This is a genomic window from Halomicrobium sp. HArcel3, from assembly GCF_058933135.1.
The window spans coordinates 563,996-585,420 of the sequence record NZ_JBZYDN010000002.1 but is presented as its reverse complement, the minus strand read 5'-3'; the positions used below and the strand labels follow the sequence as shown (position 1 = coordinate 585,420).

Sequence of the window (21,425 nt, the reverse complement as noted above, 5' to 3'; positions counted from 1 at the left end):
TAACCCGTCAGCCGGCGGCGACGCCACTCAGTCGGTAGTGATGGCGTCGGCCCGCTGTTCGACCCGGTCGACGAACTCGGCGGGGAGCGACTGGACGTCGCCGACCTGGACGTGCCAGAGCGACGCGTACAGACCGTCGGCGTCGAGCAACTCGTCGTGGGTTCCCACCTCCGCCACCTCGCCGTCGTCGAGGACGACGATGCGGTCGGCGTCCCTGACCGTCGAGAGCCGGTGGGCCACGACGAGGGTGGTGCGTTCGGCGACGAGCGAGGCGATGCTGCGCTGGATGAGCGCCTCCGTCTCGTTGTCGACGTGGCTCGTCGCCTCGTCGAGGATCAGGACGTCCGGGTCGTGGAGCATCGTCCGGGCGAGACAGAGGCGCTGGCGCTGGCCACCGGAGAGCCTGACGCCGCGCTCGCCGATGGTCGTGTCGAGGCCGTCGGGCAGGTCCGCGACGAAGGCGTCGGCCTCCGCTCGCTCCAGGGCAGTCCAGACCGCCGCTTCGTCGGTCTGCGGGGTGCCGTACGTCACGTTCGCCCGGACCGTCCCCGAGAAGAGGAACGGGTCCTGGCTGATGTAGCCGACGGCGTCCCGGACGCTGTCGACGGTCAGGTCCCGAACGTCGTGGCCGTCGAGTTGGACGCTCCCCTCGTCCACGTCGTAGAACCGCATGAGTAGTTTGAGCAGCGTCGACTTCCCCGCGCCGGTCGGGCCGACGATACCGACCGTCTCGCCCGGGTCGACGTCGAAGGAGACGTCTGTGAGGACCGGGCCGTTCTCGCCGCCGTCGCCGTTCGTCGGGTCGCCGCGGTCGCTCTCGGGGTAGGCGAACGTGACGTCGTCGTAGCTGACGCCGCCGTCGACCGCGTCGAGTTCGGTCGCGTCCGGTCGCTCGGTGACCGACTCCGCCGCCCGCTGGACGCCGAGGATCCGGTCGGCCGAGGCCTTCGCACTCTGGTAGCTGTCGATGACGCCGGCCACCTCTATCATCGGCCAGGAGATGCGCTGGGTGTACAGGAGGAACGTGAGCAGGGTCCCGGCCGTCAACGTGAGCGTGAACGGACCCGGCGGGCCGTCGACGACCCAGAACGCCCCGATACCGAAGGTCAGGACGACGCCGACGCCCGTGAGCGCGCGCATCGACGGGTAGTGTCTCGCCCTGATGTCGACCAGCTCGAGGCCGGCGTCGACGACGGCCCGGGAGGCGTTCCCGACGCGGTCGTACTCGAAGGGTTCCGCGGTGTAGGCCTTGACGACGGAGATCCCGCTGACGCTGTTCTGGAGCTGGGCGTTCAGCTTGCCGGTCGTCTCGCGGATCGCGCCGTACGCGGCGCCGATCCGGCCCGAGAACCAGTAGTTGGCGGCGACGATGACGGGCGCGACGGCCAGCGCCACCAGCGTGAACTGCCAGTTCAGCAGGACCATGAAGAAGCCGACGCCGAGGAGGAAGGAGACGGCGGTCATCGCGTCGTCGATGGTGTCCGTGAAGAACGCCTCCATCTCGTTGACGTCGTTGTTGAGGATGGACATCACCTCGCCCGTCTGGTGGTCGTCGAAGAACCCCATCTCCAGGCGCTGGACGGTGTCGTAGGTGCCGGTGCGCACGTCGTGCTGGAGGTTGAACGCGAACGCGCCCCAGGAGAGCGTCCGGAGCACCTGGAACACCTTCCCCAGAACGGTCAGTCCGAGCATGGCACCGGCGACGAGCCACAGCTGGTCGATCGGTTCCTGTATCCAGGCCTGCGGCACCAGCGGCGGCGCGAACTCGCGGGCGTCGCTGAACAGCGTGTCGTAGGCGTACCCCAGGATGGCCGTGCTGGCCTGGCCGGGAACGATCCACACCAGCCGGATCAGCAGACCTGCCACCGCGAGGTGGAGGTAGGGGCGGCCGTGGTCGTGCATCAGTGCCAGCACCGGCCAGTCGGTATCGGCCCGGTAGCTCGATTCCCGGGTCTCGTTCGCTTCGTCGGCCTCCTCGGTGTCGTCGGACTCGTCGACTTCTTCGGACTCGTCGCTCATGCCACGTCCTCCTCCCGGCGAACGCGTTCGAGGAACGACTCCGGTAGCGCCGCGACGTCGCCGACCTGGACGCGCCAGAGGTCCGCGTACAGCCCGTCGCCGGCGAGCAGGTCGTCGTGCGTACCGGATTCGACCAGCCGCCCGTCGTCGAGCACGAGGATCCGGTCGGCGTCGCGGACCGTCGAGAGGCGGTGGGCGACGAGGAACGTCGTCCGGTCGGCGGCCAGGTTATCGAGCGTCCGCTGGATCAGCACCTCGGTCTCGTTGTCGACGTGGCTGGTCGCCTCGTCGAAGATCAGGATTGCGGGGTCGCGGACGATGGCCCGCGCGATGGCGATGCGCTGGCGCTGGCCGCCCGAGAGCTTGACGCCGCGTTCACCAACTTCGGTGTCGTACCCCTCGGGCAGGTCGGTGACGAACTCGTGGGCGCCGGCCAGCTTCGCGGCCTCGACGACCGCGTCGTCGGTGCGGTCGGTCTCGGCGTAGGCGACGTTCTCGCGCACGCTGCCATCGAACAGGAACGGGTCCTGTGAGACGTACCCGACCGACTCCCGGAGGCTCTCGACGGTGAGGTCCCGGACGTCGATCCCGTCGACGCGAATCGTCCCCTCGTCGGGGTCGTAGAATCGCAGCAGGAACGAGAGCAGGGTCGACTTGCCTGCCCCCGTCGGCCCGACGACGCCGACGGTCTCGCCCGGTTCGACCGTGAAGCTCACGTCGTCGATGGTCGGTTCCTCGCGGCCGGGGTACCGAAAGGTGACGTCCTCGTAATCGACGGCGCCCTCGGGGTCGGCGAGGTCGTTGGCACCCTCGCGTTCGGCGACGGCGTCGTTCTCGACGGCCTTGCGGAGCCGCGTTGCCGCCGACTTGCTGTTCTGGTAGGAGTCGACGACGTCGGTGATCCCCTGCATCGGCGTGACGAGCGCGCCGGCGTACATGAGGAAGGAGACGAGCGTCCCGGCGGCCAGGTCCCCGGTGAAAAAGAGCGGAGCCTGTCCGGAGATCACCCAGTAGCCGCCGAGGACGAGCGTGAGCACGCGACCGGTGTCCGAGACGACGCGCATCACCGGGTCGACGGTCGCCTGCGACCGGTGAGCATCCCACTGGGCGTCGAGGTGGTTCCGCGAGGCGCGCTCGACGCGCTCGCGCTCGGCGCGTTCGGTGCCGAAGGCCTTGATGACGGAGACGCCCTCGACGTTGTTGTTCAGCCGGCCGTTGAGTTCGCCGACGCGCTCGCGGATGGCCTCGTGCTTGGGCTCGATGTGGGCCGAGAACCAGTAGCTCAACGCGAACAGGACCGCCGGCACGACGAGCAGGACGACCGCGAGTTGCCACTGCAGCCACAGCATGTAGACGAACGCCGCGACGGCCAGCGACACCATCGCCGCACCCCGGCTGACCGTGCCGTAGACGAACGCGTTCAGTTCGTCCACGTCGTCGTTGAGCACGCTCATCACGTCGCCGGTGTCGCGGTCGTCGAAAAAGCCCAGTTCCAGCCGCTGGACGGTGTCGAAGACGTCCATGCGGACGTCGTGCTGGAAGTACGTGCCGAATCGACCCATCTGGTGGCGTGCGACGAAGTCGAACAGCGTCTCCAGACCGTAGGCCGCGACGAGCAGACCGCCGGTCAGGAGCAACTGGCCCCCCTGGTCCGTCGGGACCAACTCGCTGGGAACGAGCGGCAGCCGAAACGCCTCCGTCCCGGCGAGAATGGCGTTGATCGCCATCCCGATGAGGAACGCCGGTGCCTGCTGTGGGAAGCGCCCGAGGGCGGACAGCGTCATCCCGACGGCGAACTGGCGCCACCGGGGGACCCCGTGGCGCCGGAACAGCCACCAGAGGGGATTTCCCCGTTCCGTCGCCCCATCCCCGACGATTTCCGTCGACGACATGTCTTTTCGTCGTACCGACGACCCCGGTAAATATCATTCGGTACCCTGTGACAGGGCCACAATCGCCAGTGACGCCAGCCTTCTTGCCCTGGCCGGGCGAACGACGCGTATGCTCGTCGGCATCGTCGCGGACACGCACGACAACCTGGATCTGGTCGAAGCAGCGGTCGAAACGTTCGAAGAACGCGACGTCGAGACGGTGGTCCACTGCGGGGATATCGTCGCGCCGTTCTCGGCGACACCGTTCGATTCGGACTTCGCGTTCCACGCCGTCCGCGGCAACAACGACGGCGAGTGGGCGCTCCAGTCGGCCATCGACGAGTTCGGCACCTACCACGGCGAGATGGCCGAACTGACCCTCGACGGCACCGACCTCGGCGTCTACCACGGCACGAGCGAAGCCATCGTCGAGGCGCTAGTAGCCTCGGCCAACTACGACTACGTCCTCCACGGGCACACCCACGAGCAGACCTACGAAGTGTTCGAGGGCACCGTCCAGATCAATCCCGGCGGTATCGCGTTCGCGGGCGCGCCCGAACCGTTCTCGGTGGCGGTCCTCGATACCGAGACGGGCGAGGTCGAGTTCGAAGAACTGGCGTAGGTCGTGGAGAAAGACGAAAAACGGAGAAACAGCGAGAGCGCCGTCAGTCGTCGCTGGCGGCGTCGGAGATGGGGTCGGTGTGGTCGACGGCGTGGTCGGTGAGGCCGGAACCGACGCCCAGCGCCTCGTTCGTCCGCTCGACGCTCTCCTCCTTGGTGGCGGCGTCGACGATGGCCCGGACGGCGTCGACGTTCTCGGGGACGACGTCGGCCTCCTGGTGGATGGCCTGGAAGAGGTACAGGTCGGCGCCGTCCATCGTCAGCGACTCGTCCCAGATGCAGTTCTCCCAGACGTCGCCGCGAGGCCGGCCGGCGTCGCTGGTGTACTCCTTGAGCTTGCCGGCGCCGTCGATGCCGAGGCGCTCGGGGAGGAGGAAGAGGCGCGATTCACCGGCGAACAGGTCGCGCACCTCCTCTGTCGAGGGCTCGGCGTCGAGGGTGACGTTGAGCGCGTGCGTGTGCATCAGCGTCGAGGGGACCTTCAGGCCCATCGTCGTGATGTTCACGTCTGGGAAGATGGTCTGGACGTCGGGGCCGTGGTGGGAGGGGATCCCGATCGGATCGGGCAGCGTGTCGTTGATCGGCCCGCGGCCGGTGTCGGAGGGGTCGCCGCCCCGCCGTACGAGGGTCACGCGGACGTTCTCCACGCCGTAGGACTCCTCCAGTGGAGCGAGGACGCGGGAGAGCCCCGTGGTGTTGCAGGAGACGACGCGGACGGAGTCGGCGCCGACCGCATCGTCGTAGTTCGCGCGGGCGTTGAAGCTCACCTCGGCCACGTCGGCGGACTCGCCACCCTGGAAGATGGCCGGGGTGTCGTGGGCCTCGTAGATGCCCTTGTTCTGGGCGCCGACGCCGGAGGGCGTGGCGTCGACGACGATGTCGCTCTCGACGACGAGGTCGTGGACGCCGCCCTCGACGGGCAGGCCCGCGTCCTCGAACGGCGTGGCGCCGTCGTCGGCGGCGCTGTATAGTGCGTAGCCGCGGTCCAGGGCGACCTCGGCTTCGTAGTTCGGGGACCGCTTCGCGACGCCGGCGACCCGCATGTCCGGCTGGGCCCGGACTGCGTCGGCGACGCGCTTCCCGATAGTACCGAATCCATTGATGCCCACGCGGAGCATGTCCCGTGATTCTCGGCCAGCGGGTATATTTCTTGTCGTCTCCGATGCAACAATTTAACTCGCTTCGGAGTATATCGGAAACAACCGATCGTCCCCGGACAGTAGGTGGACGATGGGGCGGCCTCTCGGACCGCGGACGCAAGACCTAATCCCCCGCCGAACCCAGTCCTCGGCATGAACTCGTCGCTCAGGAAGCCCGCGGAGACCGCCGTCGAGCAGTGCATGGACCTCCAGCCCGGTGAGTCCTGCGCCGTCGTCACCGACGACAAGCGCCAGGCCATCGGCGAGGCGCTGTACGCCGTCGCCAGCGAGATAACGGACGACGCCATCCTGCTTCGCTACCCGCCGGGCGAGCAACACGGCGAGGAACCGCCGGAACCCGTCGCCGCCGCGATGGCCAGCGCCGACGTCGTGCTGGCGCCCACCACGAAGAGCGTGACTCACACGCGCGCCCGGAGTGACGCGACGGATGCCGGCGCCCGCGTCGCAACCCTACCAGGAATCACCGACGCCGTCTTCCTGATGGGCCTGGACGCCGACTACGAGGCCATCGCCCAGCACTGCCGGGACGTCCTGGCCCAGGTCGAGGACGCCGACGAGATCCGGGTGACGTCGCCACAGGGCACGGACATCACCTTCGAACCGGGTGCCCGCGAGTGGCGCCTCGACACCGGCATCGTCCACGAGGCCGGGTCGATGTCTAACCTCCCCGCTGGCGAGGTGTTCCTCAGCCCCGAGAACGCCAACGGCACGTTCGTCGTCGACGGGACCATGATGCCCTACGGCGCGCTGGAGGGCAAGGAACTCCGGTTCGAGGTTGAAGACGGCTACGTCACTGATATCTCGGACGACCGGGTTCGCGAAGAAATCGAGGACGCGGCCGAGGAGGTGGGCGACGCCGCGTACAACCTCGCCGAACTCGGCATCGGCACCAACGTCGCCGTCGAGGAGCTCGTGGGGTCGGTGCTGCTCGACGAGAAGGCCGGCGGCACCGTCCACATCGCCATCGGCGACGACCACGCCATCGGCGGCGACACCGACGCACCGATCCACCTCGACGGCATCCTGACGGAACCGACGGTGTTCGCAGATGGTGAGGAGATCGATCTTCCGCGGCGGGAGTGAGTGGGAGCGCGAGCGACACGCGAACGCGGGGGTGAAGTGGACGGTCCCGGGTATCGTGAAACCCACTCGGTTCCACGTTGCTATTTATCGGCGTATCACGGCCGCTCGCCGCCGCGTTCTCGTGAAAATGGCGGTATCGAAACAGCCAACGGACAAGTATTAGCACGCGGATACGCCGACACTACACAGCTAGTGTCTCGTTATTCAACGGTGGGCATGAGACGAGTTCTGTAAGCGCTCCGCTGACTGGTGTCGGTGGAGAACGAGCGGTGAGGGGCCGGCTGAGACCGGTTCCGAGACCGGTCAGGTGTGAATGATGAAATACGAACCAACCGTTTTCGGGAGGGAGATGAGGTCGACGCCGCGTGCATTCGGCGTCTGTGTCCTAGTCGTACTGGTGGCCGTCAGCGCTAGCGTCGGAATCGCCTCGGCAGACGACCCGGAGGCACAGATAACGGAGATAACCATCTCAGATAGGGTAGACGTGGACGGCGACGGGTACGTGTCGTCGTTCCAGGTGACGGTCGACGCGGACACGGAGTTCCCCGAGGTCGGTGGATTGGGGGCCGGCAATCCCGAGATGGAGGTCGTGCTGGCGCTCGACGCCGGCGGGACGTCGACCGTGCGGAGCGTTCCGGTCGGGCGGGACCGGGACGGGACGTTCATCTTCGAGATAACGGGCGACGAGGTGTTCGCACAGGGCGGCGGCGACACCGACCCGATAGCGGTCGACCCGACGTTCTCGGTCCTGACGGTTCGGCTGCTCGATGCGGACGTACTCTCGTCGGAATCCGTCACGAGCCTCGACTACGTGTTCGTAGACGATCCGCTCAAAATCGAGACGCCCGCGAATGACACGCGCAGGGACGTGACGGTGACCGCGAACGTCGACGGCGCGGACGTGTATCTCGACGGCGAACGCCGGGGGGAGACGCCGTGGACGGGGTCGTTCGCGGTCGACCACACGAGGCGATACGGCGAGGCGACCGTCGAGGTTCGCGCCGACGGCTATCGGACGGCGAGCGAGCGTGTCGCACTGAACAGGTCGACGGTTCGACTCTCGATGGAGCGACGGACCAAGCCGGTCATCGTCGTCTCGACGCCGGACGATGCGACCGTCTACGTCGACGGACAGGCGGTCGGACAGACGCCGTGGGTCGGCGAGTTCTGGGTCGACCAGTCCCGTACCGTCCGCGTCGAGAGAGACGGCTATTTCACCCAGACGTTCACCAACGTTTCGGCACCGCGGAGCATCAACGCCTCGCTGGTGTCGGTGAACACGCGACTGTCCGGTGTCGGCGGGACAGAGTTCACGTTCGTCAACGGCACGAGTACGAACGAGTCGAGCACGTCACAGAACGGAACGCAGGTCTTCGACGTGGGTAGCATCGAGTCGTCGACGGCCACGGGCGATCCGACCGTCGCGGTCCCCGGATCCCTTCCGGGCATCGTCGACACCACCTCGGTGCTCGATACGGCGATTCACGCGAACGTGACTGCCGTCCCCGATAGGCCACGCTCGGCACAGACGATCGCCTTCGACGGGCTTGACTCGTACTCGCTGTTCGGGGCCATCGACAGCTACACGTGGTCGTTCGGGGACGGCACGACCGCCAGCGGGCAGCGGGTCACCCACAGCTACGCGACGCCGGGGACGTACGATGTTGCGCTCACGGTCGAGGACACGGACGGGTTCAGTGACACGGTTCGGACACGGCTCACGGTCGAAGACAGGGACCCGAGAGCGGTGTTCGCCACCTCTCGCGGCAAGGTCGAACCTGGGCAGCAAGTGACGTTCGACGGGTCCGGGTCCGTCGACCCAGAGGGACAGATTGCGAGCCACGAGTGGGACTTCGGCGACGGAAGCGTCGGCACCGGTGCGAGTGCCACGCACAGTTACACCACCGCCGGGTCGTACGATGTCACGCTCACCGTCACCGACGCGGCTGGAAACGTGGCGACGGTGACCAGAACACTCACCGTCCGCACGCCGAACCAGCCGCCCACGGCGGCGTTCGACGCCTCGGACGCGAGCCCGGAGGCCGGCACGCAGGTGGAGTTCGACGCCTCGGGGTCGGCAGATGCCGACGGGCAGGTACAGGCGTACGGATGGGAGTTCGGCGACGGGACGAACGCGACGGGCGAACGCGTCACCCACCGGTTCGCGTCACCGGGCACGTACACGGTCACACTCAGCGTGCGGGACGACCGAGGAGTCGTTCGGACGACCACCTCGGAGGTGGACGTGGCCGCCACACAGGACGCGTCGGCCTCGACTTCGGCCTCGAATCGCGCCTCGGCGACCGAACGTGCAGCCGTGACTACCGCTGCCGAGGCGGCGGCCGACGATAACGGCGGCGTGCCCACGTCTGTCGGGATCGGGGCCGGCGTCACAGTGTTGGTACTCGGTGGCCTGCGACTGCTTCGCGGCTGACGCCCTCGGCTGATCACCGTCGGCAGCAGCGCGGGGTGCACGCCGAGTACGACGCGCATTTACGCTCGGACCCAGTAGCCCTTCGCATGACAGACGCTACACCGGGCGAACGCGTCGCCCTGCCGTGTCCGGCCTGTTCGCCGGACCTGGAGACGGTCCACGAGGTGCTCAAGCCGGGCGGGCAGGTGACGGTTCGCTGTACCGAGTGTGACCACGTCCACAAGACACAGCTTCCCGAAGCCAGCGAGATCCAGCGCAAGGTCGTCGTCTCCCAGGAGGGCGAGTCCTTCTCCGCGCAGGTCGACGTCCCCGCCGAGGAGGAACTGGCGACCGGGGAGGAGTTCCTGCTGGAGACCGAGGAGGCGATCATGACCGTGCGGATCACCAGCCTCGAACTCGACGGCGAGCAGCGCGTCGACGAGGCCACTGCCGAGGACGTCCGGACCATCTGGACGCGCGCCGTCGGCAACGTCTCGGTCAACGTGACGATGCATCCCAAAGACGGCCGCCACGACGAGACCGAGAGCTTCAAGCTCCACATCCCCGGCGACGAGGAGTTCATCGTCGGCCGCAGCTCCGAGTACGGCGACAACGAGTTCACCGTCGAGGGGTTCCACGTCCGCGACGACGCCCACGGCTACGACCGCGACCGCTACGACCAGGGCGGGGACTCCGTGGTGGCCAAGGACGTCAAGCGCCTCTACGTCCGCGACGAGTCCACGACGGCGTGGTCGGCCTGGTAGCGCCACCGGCTGCTCGACCCTGACGGCGGGGAGACCCACTGCCGTCGGTCGCTTCTCGCCGACGCGCTCTTGTCCTCGGCCGTGCTAGCGGCACCCATGACTGACTGGGCCGAGCGCCGCCGGCGCCTGGTCGACCGGCTCGCGGGGCGCGAGGCGGTCGACGACGAGCGTGTGCTCGACGCGATGGGGGCCGTCCCGCGCCACGCCTTCGTCCCCGACCACGAGCGCGCCGACGCCTACGCCGACCGCCCACTCCCCATCGGCGAGGGCCAGACCATCAGTGCGCCCCACATGGTCGCCATCATGGCCGACCTGCTGGACCTGCGGCCAGGTGACACGATCCTCGAAATCGGGACGGGCTGTGGCTACCACGCCGCCGTCACCGCCGAGATCGTGGGTGCGGAGAACGTCTACAGCGTCGAGTACCACGAGAACCTTGCCGATGATGCTCGCGGGCGACTCGCCGACCTGGGGTACCAGGGCGTCTCGGTCCGCGCCGGCGACGGCAAGCAGGGGTGGGCCGACCACGCCCCCTACGACCGCGCGTACCTGACCTGCGCAGCGCCGGAGTTTCCCGATGCGGTCGTCGATCAGGTCCGGCCCGAGGGCCTCCTGCTGGCCCCCATCGGAAGGGGACGACAGACGCTGGTCCGCGCCCACAAGCGCGCCGACGGGTCCCTGGAGCAGGAGCGCCACGGCGGCGTTCGCTTCGTCGAGTTGCAGTGACCCGCTACTCCGCCCTGGCGACGTGAGGGACGACGAACCGGCGGGCGCCCGCCTCCAGCAACGCGACCACGAGAATCACAGCGAGTATCCACGGCGTGAACAGGGCGTAGAGACCGAACGACTCCGTCTCGCCGCCGAGCTGAAAGTGGAGGAACGTCGATAGCGTCGTCGCAGCGACCCCCACGGCCAGCGGCGAGACGAGCCCGTACTCCAGATAGCCGTACACCGGCCCGGCGACCTGAACACCGAGGACGACCGTTCCGACCGCGTAGAGAGCCACGGCGACGGCGGGATTCGTCCAGGTGAACTGCTGGAACGTCCCGGCAGCGAGCCGAGGGACCGCCCAGAGTGTAAGCCCGACGGCGGCGGCGAGAATCCCGCTCGACGCCGCGATTCGGAAGGGCGTGTCGGACCGGCGATATCGGAGCGGCAGGGCCACGAGCGCGAGCGCCACCGCGACGGCGACCCCCAGGTTCGCGAGCCTGCTCCCGAGCAGCGGGTCCGGCAAGCCCTGCATACCGTCGCGTTCGCAGGCTGCTCCCGTCAACGTTCCGCCCGGGAGAGACCGTCCGGAAGGTGAGACGTCGGGCCGTCAGTCCCGCCGCTCTAGACGGACAGCGGCCGCGAACCGTTCAGTCGCCGCGCGACGAATTCGAGCGTGAAAGCCCCGCATATCGCGCCGACGGCCATCGGACTGAGAACGACGTAGAGGACGAACGAGCCGATTTCGCCACCGACCTGAAAGAAGAGAAACGTCGACAGTGCGGTCGCGGCGACGGCCGCCCCCAGTGGCAGGATGAAGCCGTATCGCAGGAACCCGTAGACCGGTCCGGCGACCTGGAGTGCGAGCACGCCCGCGCCGAGGGCGTAGAGGACGACACCGAGCACGATTCCTGGGCCGGACCAGGCGTACCGCTGGAACGTTCCCGCAGCGACCCGCGGGGCCAGCCAGACGGCGAGTCCGACCGCCATCGCGAGGACGCCGCTCGCCGCCGCGAGACGTGCGGTTTCGGCTTTCCGCCGGGCGACGAGTGGCCCGACGACGAGGACCAGGGCCAGCCCGAGCGCACCGACCAGATTCGCCGACAGGCTTCCGAGCAGCGGGTCCGGCGTCATCTGCATAGACGCGCATTCAGGACAACCAGTTGTCAATCTTCCGCGACGATGGTCGTTCGTGACCGCTCGAACGAGGGACCGGCTCGCGACGATACCGACGGTCATTCTACGGCGGTTTTGCCGGTGGTGATCGAAAGACGCCGACGGGTTCGCCCCGACCAGTTCATTGAATAGCATCGGGCTCTCACTGCGGCGTATGGACCTCGCGGTCGTGCGGGACGACATGGTCGACAGCCTGCAACACGAGAGCAAGGGCTGCGTCCACTCCCCGAACGTCTCCCAGGCCATGCGGACGGTGCCGCGGGAGGTGTTCGTCGACGACGAGCGCGGCGCCTACGCCGACCGCCCGTTCGAACGCTTCGGCACGCGCGTCCTCTCGCCGAGTACCGTCGCCCGCATAGTCGAGGCGCTGGACCCCGCCGAGGGCGACGACGTCCTCGTCATCGGCGTCGGCGTCGGCTACACCGCTGCCGTCGTCGCCGAACTCGTCGGCGAGGCCAACGTCCACGCCATCGACATCGCTCGCCGACTGGTGCTGGACGCGCGCTCGAACCTCTCGAAGGCGGGCTACGGCGGCGTCCTCGTCGACCGCCGCGACGGCGCCGACGGCCTGCCCGAGTACGCCCCCTTCGACCGAATTCTCCTGGAGGCGGCCGCCATCGAACCGCCCCGGGCGCTCGTCCGCCAGCTGGCCGACGACGGTCGACTGGTGATGCCGCTGGGCGCCGGCGAGCAGTCGCTGGTGACCGTGGATTCCTCGGGCGAGGTCGACACCCGCCTCGGCGGCGTCGCCTTCCAGCCCATGCTGCTGGAAGGCGAACAGGCCGACACGCCCGAGCGCAACCGGACCCGCCGGGAGGACCGCGAGCGCGCCCGTCGGTCGGCCGAGTCCCGCACCGGCTGGGAGCAGGAGTGGATCGACTGGGACAGCTACTAGGAGTTCTCTCTAATTCTGCTGTGGTTCGTCGTCGCGATCTCGACCTCGACAGCGGTACCAAAGGAAAGCCCTCGGCGCGCTTGACAGCAGCCGACAACGTTACTCCAAACAACGGAAAGCCCTCGGCCCGCTCGACTCGTGCGACTCGCTGCGCTCCTCACTCCGTTGCGGTGCTTACGTCGTCGGACTTCGTCGAGCGGGCCTCGCCCTTTCAGTCCTCCAGGAACAGCGTTGCTCGCGCCACGAGGACGCTCGCGATTATAACCACCAAACCTCCCCGGTCGCGCCTGGCGGCGCGACACGCTTCCTTCAGCAACCGCCCGGCCGGGAGCGCGTTTTATCGCGCGACCCACCGAAAGACTCGGCACACCTCGTCTTTCGAGCCCACACTCGCTTCGCTCGCGTGGAAGGGGAAGGGCAGGGCCGCGGTGCTGTGCTGACCTGGTGTCCTGCTGAGCGAAGCAAAGCAGGGCTCGGAAGACGAACGAAGTGAGTCTTCCGGTGGACTGAAAGGGCGAGGCGCGCTCCGGGAACCCGGGCGCAGTAAGCGACCGCGAGAGCTCCGCTCTCGCGTAGTCCTCAGCTCCGCTGAGGGCACCGCAACGAAGTGAGGTGCGCAGCAAGCCCCGGGACTGGAGCGCGCCGAGGGCTTTCTGGTTGTTTGCGGTATCGGCAGGAGCAGCGAGCGGACGGAGGAACGCGGATTCAGTGCTCAAAGAGCCACTTCTCGAAGTACACTCGAAGCAAATAGCGACGTATCGAACTACTACACAGGGTCGATGCGGTTCTGGTCGTCGGTGATCAGGTCGTCGATCTCGTCTTCGCGGGTCGCCGCCTGGTCGTCGATGGAGTCCTGGGCGCCGACGGCCTGTTCCTGGAGCTGGTCGACGCGGGGGACGTCGGTGACGTTGGACAGGAGCACGCAGGCCGAAAGGTGGTCGGCGTCCTGCCGAGGGTCGTCGCCGGCCAGGACCTCGACGGACTCGGTCTCCTGTTCGAGCCACTGGCGGGCGCGCTGGATCCCCTTCTGGGAGAACTCCCGTGGCGGCCCGGAGATGACGATGAGTGCGCGTTCGGCCGAGGAGACGTCCGCCGGGCAGGTGAGTCGGGACTGGACGGCCTTGCGGACGAGGCCGTGGATCTTCATCGGGAGGTCGCTGTTCTCGCTCTCGTTCTCGTCGTGGCCGTTGGTCGAGAGGCGGCCGAGGAGGCCCTGGTTCTTGCGGGTCTCCTGTTCGACGGTGGCCTCGCTGTAGGCGATGGTGCTGACCCCGCCCGTCGACAGCGTGCGGCGGATGTCGCTGGAGTCCATCGCGCTCTCGGAGACCTGCGAGCCGTCGATTTCCCCGGCGGCCAGCAGCGTGACGAACCGTCGGGCCAGTTCCTGGTTGGTGCGCTGGTAACCGCCCTCGATGGAGTCGTCGGTCGACCGCCAGGCGTCGTTGTCGAACAGCATGAGGTTGTCCGTCGCGTTGGTGAACGACTGCAGCGAGCGGGCGGCGTTGAGCGACGCCCGGCCGCCCTCGGCCGAGCCAGGCATCACGCCGAGGCCGTACACCGGTTCCTCGTAGGTCTCGCCGAGACGCTCGGCCAGGACCGGCGCGCCACCGGAGCCCGTGCCGCCGCCGAGCCCCGCGACGACGAGGAAGCCGTCGACGGCGTGGAGCGGGACGCCGTCGAGGGCACGCTCGATCTCGTTGAGGTCCTGGCGCGTCACCTCGGCGCCGAGTTCGGGGTCCGCACCGGCGCCGCGGCCCTTGACCTGCTCGTGTGTCTGGCCGATGAGCAGGCGCTTTTCCTCCGGAATCACCTCCAGTCTCTCGAGATCGATTGCCGCCGCGTTGACGGCCATGGCGAAGGCGCTGAGCGAGCGTCCGGTCTCGCGCTCGAAGGCCAGCAACCTGTCGGCGATCTTGCCGCCCGCGTTGCCGAAGCCGATCACTGCGAGATTCATGCACGCGACTCCGGCAGGGGGCCGATTAATTATAGGCTACTTACCTCCCGTCACGCGCGCTGTCACGACCGTTATCGGGACCTTAGCCGACCGAACACTGCCGGTTCTCGCGAAGGTCGGTGCCAGAGCGCCCCGGTCGGAACCGGCCGAAGCGGACCACTGCGTGGACACGACGTGTCGCGCCCGCCCGCAGGCGGCGCTTACCGAACAGCGACGGCTCGGTACCGCGGCGACGGCGAGCAACGAAGCTCGTCAGACGCCGACGACCGACCTACCGGATCCACGGCCCGGTCAGTCGTCCCGGACGACCAGGACGTCGGTGTTGGCCCGGCGGTCGGTGTATCCGCCGCTCGCGGGCGGTTTGACGTCTATCTCGACGGTTCCCTCGTCCTGGTTGGGACCGAGCGACGGGTCGACGTCCACGTCCACCGACCCGTCGTCGCCCGTTCTGTCGGTCACCACCCCGTCCAGCGTGGCCGTGCCGCCGGAGACGACGACGGTGGCGTCGGCGACCGGCTCGCCGTCCGGGTCGACGACGGTCAGCGTGAGGTCGGTCTCCTCGGCCTCGATCACCTCCGGCTCGGGCGCGACGTCGAGTTCGGTGACGGTCATGGCGTCCAGCCCGCCGATGGTGTTCATCATCACGCTCAGGCTGGCGACGCCGACGACGAGTGCGATCACGAGCCGGATCGGCAGTCCCTCGATGGCGCGGTCGTCGCGCCACAGTTCTTCGAACATGGACCGGTCTGGTCCCGTCCCGACTGATAAAGGCCCGGACCAGGGTTCAAGTAGGAAGCCGGGGCCAGCCCCGCCATGGTCGTCATCGGACGCGGCGGGGGAGACGAGGACGGCAGACCGACTGGCGTACTGGGGCACTACCGGGCCCGCGACGGGAGCCACGGTGCGCGCGTCGAACTGGACCTGGACCGACCCCACGTCGGCCTGGTCGTCGGCAAGCGCGGGTCGGGCAAGTCCTACACGCTCGGCGTGCTCGCGGAGGCGCTTGCACGGGCCGAGACAGTCGCACCGGTCGTGGTCGACCCGATGGGAGCGTTCCGGACGCTGGACCGGCCGCCCGTCTCGGCCCGCGTCGTCGAACCGCGCGTCGCTGCGGACGCGCTCGCACCGCGCGCGTGGTGTCGACTGGTGGGGCTGGACCCGGAGAGCGGCCCCGGATCGCTCGTCTGGCGGGCCGCCGCGGAACGGGAGACGCTCGCAGGGATGCAAGAGTACGTCGACGACGCGGACGCAGCGGCCGCGACGTGTCGGGCGGCCGCGAACCACCTCCGCACGGCCGCCCAGTGGCGAGTCTTCGGCGGCGACGCGCTCGCGCCCCAGGACCTTACCGACCGCCCGACAGTCCTGGACTGCGCCGGACTCGGCCGCGCACCGACGAACGCCGTCGTCGCCGCGGTCGCCGAGTCACTCTACCGGGCGCGCGTCGCGGGCACGCTCGACGTCCTCCCCTGGTTGCTGGTCGACGAGGCTCACGTCCTGTTCGACGGGGTGGCGGCGCCGTCGCTCAGACAGCTCCTCACCCGGGGACGACAGCCCGGCGTCAGCCTCGTCGCCGCGACCCAGCGGCCGAGCGCGCTCCCCGACGTGGCCCACTCGCAGGCCGACCTGCTGGTCGCCCACCGGCTGACGAACCGGGCCGATCGGGAGGCACTGGCGGCGTCGCGCCCCGCGTACATGGACGGGACGTTCGTCGAACGCATGCCGACCGAACCGGGCGAAGCCCTCGTGGTCGACGACGCGACGGAGTCCGTCCACGCGCTGACGGTTCGCGAGCGCAAGACGCCCCACGGCGGTGAGAGTCCGCGAGCGTCGGAACTGGAACGCACTGCGGGGAACGAGTGCATCACCGACGGAGGCTGTGACTGAAGGTGCTGCCCGCTCTAGAGGACAGCATCGAACGTGTTTCCACAGACACCATCGCCGGTTCGGGGAGGCGAGCGCTCGTGACTGGGCCACACCAGGACCAGCCGCTCGTAACGGCCGGTGCACCGCCTTGTGCGGCCGACGCCGCCGCGGTACTCGTCCACGGACGCGGAGCGACCGCCGACGGCGTCGTCCGGCTCGCCGAGGAGTTCTACCGGCACGGCCTGGCACTTCTCGCGCCGCAGGCCGAGCGGAACCGGTGGTATCCGAACTCGTTTCTCGCACCCGTCGAATCGAACGAGCCCTGGCTGTCGTCGGCCCTCCAGGCCGTAGCAGACGCCGTCGCCGAGGCGAACGACGCGGGGATTTCCACAGACCGGGTCCTGCTGTTCGGCATCTCCCAGGGGGCCTGCCTCGTCAGCGAGTTCGCCGCCAGAAATCCGACGCGATACGGCGGCGTAGTCGCGGCGAGCGGCGGACTGATCGGGCCGGAACTGGACGGCGACCGGTACGACGGGACCCTCGACAGCACGCCGGTCCTCGTCAGCGGGACCGAGGAGGACCCCCAGGTCCCGGCCGAACGCCTCAACGAGACCGCCGCCGTCTTCGAGCGACTCGGCGGCGACGTCACCGAGCGCATCGACGATGGGGACGGTCACGGAGCCAGCGACGCGGACCTGGCGAGCGCCGGCGAGATGGTCGCCGAACTCCTCGAAGGGGCACCAGAACGGGGAGCGCCCGAACGGGGGTCGGCGAACCGATGAGAGACCCGGTCTCCGGCCTCCACCACGTCTCGGCCATCGCCGGCGACCCCCAGGAAAACGTCGACTGCTACACCGACGTTCTGGGACTGCGGTTCGTCAAGCGGACCGTGAACTTCGACTACGAGTTCATGTACCACCTCTACTACGGGTCGGAAAGCGCCGACCCGGGGACGCTCCTGACTTTCTTCCCCTACCAGCGGGGTGAGGTGGGTCGCGTCGGCCAGCCCCAGCCGAGTGCGGTGGCACTGACCGTCCCCGAAGGAAGTGCCGAATACTGGTACGACCGGCTCTCGTCCGCGGACTTCGAGGTGGCCGTCGACGAACCGGCGGACCGATTCGGCGACGCCGTCGTCCGGTTCCGCGACCACGACGGCGTCCCTGTCGAACTCGTGGAGAGCGACTCGTCGCGGCCGCCGGCGACGGACGCGATTCCCGCCGAGTACGCGGTCCGCGGCCTCCACAGCGTGACGCTCCGGTCGAGCAGCGTCTACCACACCGCTGCGACGCTGGAGGTGTTCGGGTTCGACCTGGTCGACCAGGAGGGCGACCGAGTCCGATACGAGGCGCCCGGTGATGGCGGCGACGACGGCGCGGACCCAGCCGTCGTCGATATCCTCGACGTCGAGTCCGAGTACGGCAAGGAGGGAATCGGCACCATCCACCACGTCGCCTTCGGCGCGGGCGACGTCCCGCTGGCAGAGTGGCGCGAGCGTCTGTCCGACGCCGGGCTCGAACCGACCCGGATCAAGGACCGGCGCTACTTCCAGTCCGTCTACGCGCGCGACCCCGGCGGCATCCTCTTCGAGGTGGCGACCACCGAGCCAGGGTTCACCGTCGACGAAGACGTGGACGAACTCGGGTCGTCGCTCCAGCTGCCGAGCCAGTACGAGGAAGACCGCGAGATGCTCGAATCGCAGCTGCCCGATATCGCGGTCGGCCGAGACTGAGTCGTCGGCGAATCCCTTCGCCGGTGACCTACAGGCCCAGAATGTCGCGGGCCTGCGCGGGGCTGGCGACCTCGCGCCCGAGTTCCTCGGCCACCCGGACGACGCGCTCGACGAGTTGCGCGTTGCTCTCGGCGAGTTCCCCCTGCCGGTAGTAGACGTTGTCCTCCAGGCCGACGCGGACGTGGCCCCCGAAGAGGATTCCCATCGTCGCGAAGGGAAGCTGGTGGCGCCCGAAGCCGAGGGTGTTGAACAGCGCGCCCTCCGGGAGGTTGTCGACGGCGTTGCGCAGGTTCCGGGGCCGGGGCGGCGTCAGCGTGCCGCCGCCGAAGATGAGCGTCACGTACACCGGGTCGGCGAGTTCGCGTCGCTCCAGCAGGCCGTGGACCTCGTTGAGGTGGCCGTCGTTGAACACCTCCAGTTCGGGCTTGATCCCGCGCTCGACCATCTCCGCGTGGAGCGCGTCGACCATCCCGCGGGTGTTCTCGCTCGTCAGGTGGTCGTAGCGGTTGAGCGGCCCCATGTCGAGGGAGGCCATCTCTGGGGCGGGATCCGTCCGAAGGGGCAGGTGCCGCTTTTCGGCGGGGGCGCCCGTCCCACCGGTCGAATGTTGAACGATCACGTCGTCGGCGTGCCGGCGGACGGCGTCGTCTATCTCCTGAAATCGCTCGGTAGCGAACGAGCGCTCGCCGTTCGGTCGGCGGGCGTGGAGGTGGACGACGGCGGCGCCCGCGTCCTCCGCGGCGGCCGCTGCCCTCCCGATTTCCGCCGGCGTCTCGGGGAGGTTGGGGTTGGCCTCCTTCCCGTGGACGCCCCCGGTCAGCGCCGCAGTGATAATCAGCGGGTCGCCCGCGAGGAAGTCGTCGTAGGTCACGCGTCGGGCCCCTCCGTGGGCACCTCGCTGCCGATTTCGGCTTCGTCGAGTTCGTCCTCGTGGGCGAGGAATATCTCGCAGTCGCTCGCGTGGTCGAGGTCGTACCGGTCGTTGCAGACGTCGGCCCGCATCGGCTGGACGAACCGCTCGGCGGCGGTGCAGTACGCTCGGTCGGTGTCGAACGTCCGGTCGCCAGCGGAATCGCGGTAGTCCAGGAACGGACAGGTCATGGGGACAGTTCGCGTGGACGCGGGTTAACGATTCGGCGGCGTCGCCGACAGCAAGTTTCGAGAGGTAACCTGGTTGCGTGGGCGTCCATGTAGACATACGTGACTGGGGCGCGTAGCGCCGGACGAGAATGTCACCGGCCGACAGCCATCGCGACGGCGACGACTCGTTCCGGTTCGAGTACGACCCCGCAGTCCTGCGGTACGGCGTCGACGCGGTCGCCGAATTGGGCGAGGAACTCGACGCCCAGGGGTTCGAGCGCGCGCTGGTGGTCTGCGGGTCGACCGTCGGAGACACGCCGGCAGTCATCGACCCAGTGAGAGACGGACTGGGCGACCGACTGGGCGGCGTCTTCGCCGAGACGACGCCGTCGAAGACGCTCTCGACGGCCTACGACGCGATGGAAGCGATGGAAGCGGCGGACGCCGACGTTCTCGTCAGCCTCGGCGGCGGGAGCAGTCTGGACGTGGCGAAGGTGACGAGCGTCCTCGCCGTCGACGATCGCGACCCGGAGGCAGTCGGCCGGGAACTCGCCGAGACGGGGACCGTCTCGATCCCCGACGGGTCGCTCGCGCCCATCGTCGCCGTCCCGACGACGCTGGCCGGTGCGGACCTGTCGATGGTCGCCGGCGTGACGGCCTCACCGGAGGAGGACAGGAGACTCATCGAGAAGCAGGTCAGCGGCGGTATCGGCGATAGGCGGCTGATGCCGCGAGCGGTCGTCTACGACCCCGCACTGGTCGCGACCACACCCAGGGAGGTACTCGCGGGCTCGGCGATGAACGGCTTCGACAAGGGGATCGAGACGCTGTACACCGCCAACGCGACGCCGGTCACGGACGCGACGGCGGCCCGCGGACTGGGATTGATGCAGGAGGGACTGCTCCGCCTCGGCGAGGATGGCGTCGACGCCGACGTGCTGAAACCCGTCCTGAAGGGGCTCGTACTCGTCCAGTACGGCATCTCCCGGCCCGGCGACGGGACCCTGTCGCTGATCCACGCCTTCGGGCACGGGCTCACGCGCACGTACGCTGTCCAACAAGGGGACGCTCACGCCGTCGTCGCGCCCCACGTTCTCCGCTATCTCTTCGAGCAGGTCGAGGGCCGGCGTGACCTGCTTGCCGACGCACTGGGCGCGGAAGACGACGACGACGCGGCCGCCGCGGTCGTCGATCAGGTCGCAGCCGTCCGGGACGCGCTGGACCTGCCGACGCGCCTGCGGGACGTCGACGGTCCCGACCGGGAGGAGTTTCCGGACGTCGCCGAGGACGTGCTGGCCGACTCGTTCGTGCCCAACGGGCCGCCCGACCTCGACCCGACGGCCGGGGAGATCGAGCGCGTGCTGGACGAGGCGTGGTGAGGAAGTCAGCGGGGGACGGTCCCGCGCACGACGTAGTAGTCGTGGTGCGGTTCTCGCCCCCAGAGCGTCGGATCCTGCAGCGGGTCGTGCGCGAGGTCGTCGAGCCCGGTCCCAGCCAGGAACTCCCGGAGTTCGCCGGGCGGTCGACCGTCGTACAGCGGCAGGTCGCCGTGGATTTCCTCGTACTCGTCCCACGGCTCCTCGTGGTCCCAGTATCCCTCGATCAGGACGATCTGGCCGCCGGGTTCGACGATGCGTTGCCACTCGCGGAGTGCCGATTCCGGGTCGGGGAGCGTCCAGACGAGGTGGCGGGCGGTGACCAGTTCGAAGCTGTCGTCCGGGAACGGGAGACGTTCGGCGTCGCCGCGGAAGAAATCGACCGCGCGGCCAGCCCTCCACGCTTTCTGACGAGCCCGGTCGAGCATGGCGGGCGCGACGTCGACGCCTGCCACGTCGTGGCCGAGTTCCGCGAGCAATAGGGTGACGACGCCCGTCCCACAGCCCACGTCGAGGGCTCGTCGGGGGTCCGAGCCCGTCCACTCGCGGAGCACGTCCAGCCAGCGCTCGCGCTGGTCGGCCGTGTGGACGCCGTGGTGGCTGACGTCGTCGAACGTCTCCGCGCGCCCGTTCCAGTGCTGTTGAACGGTCTTCTTGACCGTCTCGTCGTCTCGCTGCTGTCGAGTCACGAAATCGTCCTCCAGTCGGCCCGG

At 68.7% G+C, this 21,425-nt stretch carries 20 protein-coding genes; 10 read left to right on the top strand and 10 right to left on the bottom strand.

Going from position 1 to position 21,425, the window contains the following annotated elements; translation table 11 throughout:
- Positions 1-27 precede the first annotated feature (27 nt).
- Together AC5FRV_RS08735 and AC5FRV_RS08730 are read right to left on the bottom strand one after the other, a co-directional pair.
- Complete coding sequence (locus AC5FRV_RS08735; protein WP_493560702.1) at positions 28-2,019, bottom strand: ABC transporter ATP-binding protein; 1,992 nt, start codon at positions 2,017-2,019, stop codon at positions 28-30.
- Positions 2,016-3,911 (bottom strand): ABC transporter ATP-binding protein, encoded by a 1,896-nt coding sequence (locus AC5FRV_RS08730; RefSeq protein ID WP_493560701.1) that lies wholly within the window; start codon positions 3,909-3,911, stop codon positions 2,016-2,018. The genes AC5FRV_RS08735 and AC5FRV_RS08730 overlap by 4 nt, the downstream gene beginning before the upstream one ends.
- Positions 3,912-4,020: 109 nt before the next feature.
- On the opposite strand from AC5FRV_RS08730, the gene AC5FRV_RS08725 reads away from it, so the two are divergent.
- Entirely contained in the window at positions 4,021-4,512 is a 492-nt protein-coding gene (locus AC5FRV_RS08725) for a metallophosphoesterase (RefSeq protein WP_493560700.1), read from the top strand.
- A gap of 43 nt (positions 4,513-4,555) precedes the next feature.
- On the opposite strand, the gene AC5FRV_RS08720 is transcribed toward AC5FRV_RS08725, so the two are convergent.
- Positions 4,556-5,629, bottom strand: a complete 1,074-nt coding sequence (locus AC5FRV_RS08720; RefSeq protein ID WP_493560699.1) for a type II glyceraldehyde-3-phosphate dehydrogenase — start codon at positions 5,627-5,629, stop codon at positions 4,556-4,558.
- Between the two features lie 174 nt (positions 5,630-5,803).
- Between AC5FRV_RS08720 and AC5FRV_RS08715 the strand changes: the two genes are divergently transcribed.
- From AC5FRV_RS08715 to AC5FRV_RS08700, 4 genes are all read left to right on the top strand, one after another.
- Positions 5,804-6,754, top strand: coding sequence for an aminopeptidase (locus AC5FRV_RS08715; RefSeq protein WP_493560698.1), 951 nt, complete (start codon positions 5,804-5,806; stop codon positions 6,752-6,754).
- A gap of 397 nt (positions 6,755-7,151) precedes the next feature.
- Positions 7,152-9,188 carry a PKD domain-containing protein gene (locus tag AC5FRV_RS08710; RefSeq protein WP_493560697.1) on the top strand — a complete coding sequence of 679 codons (2,037 nt, stop codon included), beginning with the start codon at positions 7,152-7,154 and terminating at the stop codon, positions 9,186-9,188.
- An 86-nt stretch (positions 9,189-9,274) separates the two neighbouring features.
- Positions 9,275-9,931: an HVO_0476 family zinc finger protein gene (locus tag AC5FRV_RS08705; protein ID WP_493560696.1), complete on the top strand. Its 657-nt coding sequence runs from the start codon at positions 9,275-9,277 to the stop codon at positions 9,929-9,931.
- Positions 9,932-10,027: 96 nt separating this feature from the next.
- Positions 10,028-10,657, top strand: a complete 630-nt coding sequence (locus AC5FRV_RS08700) for a protein-L-isoaspartate(D-aspartate) O-methyltransferase (RefSeq protein WP_493560695.1) — start codon at positions 10,028-10,030, stop codon at positions 10,655-10,657.
- 4 nt (positions 10,658-10,661) lie between these two features.
- On the opposite strand, the gene AC5FRV_RS08695 is transcribed toward AC5FRV_RS08700, so the two are convergent.
- Both AC5FRV_RS08695 and AC5FRV_RS08690 read right to left on the bottom strand, forming a co-directional pair.
- Entirely contained in the window at positions 10,662-11,174 is a 513-nt protein-coding gene (locus AC5FRV_RS08695) for a hypothetical protein (RefSeq protein ID WP_493560694.1), read from the bottom strand.
- Positions 11,175-11,263: 89 nt separating this feature from the next.
- Positions 11,264-11,779, bottom strand: coding sequence for a hypothetical protein (locus AC5FRV_RS08690; protein WP_493560693.1), 516 nt, complete (start codon positions 11,777-11,779; stop codon positions 11,264-11,266).
- A gap of 190 nt (positions 11,780-11,969) precedes the next feature.
- Here AC5FRV_RS08690 and AC5FRV_RS08685 point away from each other — a divergent pair, with 190 nt between their 5' ends.
- The gene (locus AC5FRV_RS08685) at positions 11,970-12,710 is read left to right on the top strand and encodes a protein-L-isoaspartate O-methyltransferase family protein (RefSeq protein ID WP_493560692.1); all 741 of its coding nucleotides are present in this window, start codon (positions 11,970-11,972) and stop codon (positions 12,708-12,710) included.
- Positions 12,711-13,476: 766 nt separating this feature from the next.
- Here the strand turns inward: AC5FRV_RS08685 and AC5FRV_RS08680 are convergent.
- Both AC5FRV_RS08680 and AC5FRV_RS08675 read right to left on the bottom strand, forming a co-directional pair.
- Entirely contained in the window at positions 13,477-14,664 is a 1,188-nt protein-coding gene (locus tag AC5FRV_RS08680) for a tubulin/FtsZ family protein (RefSeq protein WP_493560691.1), read from the bottom strand.
- A 291-nt stretch (positions 14,665-14,955) separates the two neighbouring features.
- On the bottom strand, positions 14,956-15,402 hold the full coding sequence (locus AC5FRV_RS08675) for a DUF7382 domain-containing protein (protein WP_493560690.1): 447 nt from the start codon (positions 15,400-15,402) through the stop codon (positions 14,956-14,958).
- Between the two features lie 75 nt (positions 15,403-15,477).
- Between AC5FRV_RS08675 and AC5FRV_RS08670 the strand changes: the two genes are divergently transcribed.
- The 3 genes from AC5FRV_RS08670 (at position 15,478) to AC5FRV_RS08660 (ending at position 18,256) form a co-directional block, all read left to right on the top strand.
- Complete coding sequence (locus AC5FRV_RS08670; protein ID WP_493560689.1) at positions 15,478-16,548, top strand: ATP-binding protein; 1,071 nt, start codon at positions 15,478-15,480, stop codon at positions 16,546-16,548.
- Positions 16,549-16,625: 77 nt separating this feature from the next.
- Positions 16,626-17,309: an alpha/beta hydrolase gene (locus AC5FRV_RS08665; RefSeq protein WP_493560688.1), complete on the top strand. Its 684-nt coding sequence runs from the start codon at positions 16,626-16,628 to the stop codon at positions 17,307-17,309.
- Positions 17,306-18,256 carry a VOC family protein gene (locus AC5FRV_RS08660; RefSeq protein WP_493560687.1) on the top strand — a complete coding sequence of 317 codons (951 nt, stop codon included), beginning with the start codon at positions 17,306-17,308 and terminating at the stop codon, positions 18,254-18,256. The genes AC5FRV_RS08665 and AC5FRV_RS08660 overlap by 4 nt, the downstream gene beginning before the upstream one ends.
- Positions 18,257-18,284: 28 nt before the next feature.
- On the opposite strand, the gene AC5FRV_RS08655 is transcribed toward AC5FRV_RS08660, so the two are convergent.
- Together AC5FRV_RS08655 and AC5FRV_RS08650 are read right to left on the bottom strand one after the other, a co-directional pair.
- A complete protein-coding gene (locus tag AC5FRV_RS08655) occupies positions 18,285-19,127 on the bottom strand; it encodes a beta-keto acid cleavage family enzyme (RefSeq protein ID WP_493560686.1) in 843 nt (280 codons plus the stop codon).
- Positions 19,124-19,357 carry a hypothetical protein gene (locus AC5FRV_RS08650; RefSeq protein WP_493560685.1) on the bottom strand — a complete coding sequence of 78 codons (234 nt, stop codon included), beginning with the start codon at positions 19,355-19,357 and terminating at the stop codon, positions 19,124-19,126. The genes AC5FRV_RS08655 and AC5FRV_RS08650 overlap by 4 nt, the downstream gene beginning before the upstream one ends.
- A 128-nt stretch (positions 19,358-19,485) precedes the next feature.
- On the opposite strand from AC5FRV_RS08650, the gene AC5FRV_RS08645 reads away from it, so the two are divergent.
- Positions 19,486-20,715, top strand: coding sequence for an iron-containing alcohol dehydrogenase family protein (locus AC5FRV_RS08645; RefSeq protein WP_493560684.1), 1,230 nt, complete (start codon positions 19,486-19,488; stop codon positions 20,713-20,715).
- 5 nt (positions 20,716-20,720) lie between these two features.
- On the opposite strand, the gene AC5FRV_RS08640 is transcribed toward AC5FRV_RS08645, so the two are convergent.
- Positions 20,721-21,401: a class I SAM-dependent methyltransferase gene (locus AC5FRV_RS08640; RefSeq protein WP_493560683.1), complete on the bottom strand. Its 681-nt coding sequence runs from the start codon at positions 21,399-21,401 to the stop codon at positions 20,721-20,723.
- Positions 21,402-21,425: the final 24 nt, after the last annotated feature.